Origin of the sequence: uncultured Campylobacter sp. (assembly GCF_937949835.1) — a bacterium.
In the GTDB taxonomy this organism is placed as follows: domain Bacteria; phylum Campylobacterota; class Campylobacteria; order Campylobacterales; family Campylobacteraceae; genus Campylobacter_B.
Map to the genome: position 1 here is coordinate 1 of NZ_CALEDC010000367.1, position 1,057 is coordinate 1,057.

1 pseudogene is annotated in these 1,057 nt (G+C 49.0%); it reads left to right on the forward strand.

Going from position 1 to position 1,057, the window contains the following annotated elements:
• Positions 1-608: pseudogene (locus Q0256_RS08375) on the forward strand (hypothetical protein); the annotation flags it as partial.
• Between the last annotated feature and the right edge of the window lie 449 nt (positions 609-1,057).

Below are 1,057 nucleotides of genomic sequence, written 5' to 3' on the forward strand. Positions count from 1 at the left end.
ATGATTTACGGCACAAAACAGAGCGCAAAGCGAGGCAGGGCGGTTTGAATGCGCAAAATAATAGCGGCGCTAAAAACAGCTGCGTGTTGCGAGACGATTTTAAAAAGCTTGCGGACGATGCGGTGAGTAAAGACTTGCTTGAGCGGGCGGCTCGAAACATCGCGGGCGGCGATAAAAAGAATGCAAACGTCGCCGCAAATTCTATAGAGCAAGCATCCGCTCTAAATTTAATAAATTCTGAAAGCAAAAACGTCGCCGATGCGTATCAAGCCCCGCAAAACGGAGCTTGCGCGCCGAGCTTTGAGGGCGAATGCTACGTGATCGATTACGAAGAGGCGTTTTTGCAGGCTTTGCGCGATGAGCCGCGCTTGGCCGCGACGAAATTTATAAACGCCATCGCAAATTTCATCGCGGAGTTTGCGGAGGGCTTCGGGCTCGAGGTCGCGCTAAGCGGCGGAGTCTTTCAAAATGCGACACTTCTAAATCTTACGTGCGCTAAGCTGCGCGAACGAGGGATAAAATTTCATCTAAACCGCGATATTCCGTGCAACGACAGCGGCATCGCATACGGGCAGCTCGCGGCGTATCTAAGCGAAATTTCGCGCTAAGCTCGTCCACAAAAAAACGCGACTATAGCTGTTAGGCTTGCTCTTTGTAAAATTTATTAGTCTCATCTCACCGCTAAATTTAATGAACTCTGCGCCCTGCCTGCGCTTTGCGTAAATTCTAACGCTACGGGTGGTAAAATCCACCGCGGCTAGCTTTCTAAAATCGCAAAATCAGCGAACAAATTTACGCCTTGCCGTCTTCATATGTCGCAGCCGAAACGTTAAAATTTTAAAATTTAACGGCGCGCCGTTGCCTGCCATAGCGTCACGGCGCACCACTATGGCAATCGATGCAAAATTCTACCGCGGCGCGTGGCTAGATACTGCGCAAATCCCAAACTAAGACGCTATTTAGCGTCTGACTCTTAAAATTTGGACGCAAGCTCGCGGTAGAATTAAAATAACGTAGCACCGGTAAAATTTCATCGCGCTAGCACTAAAATACAACG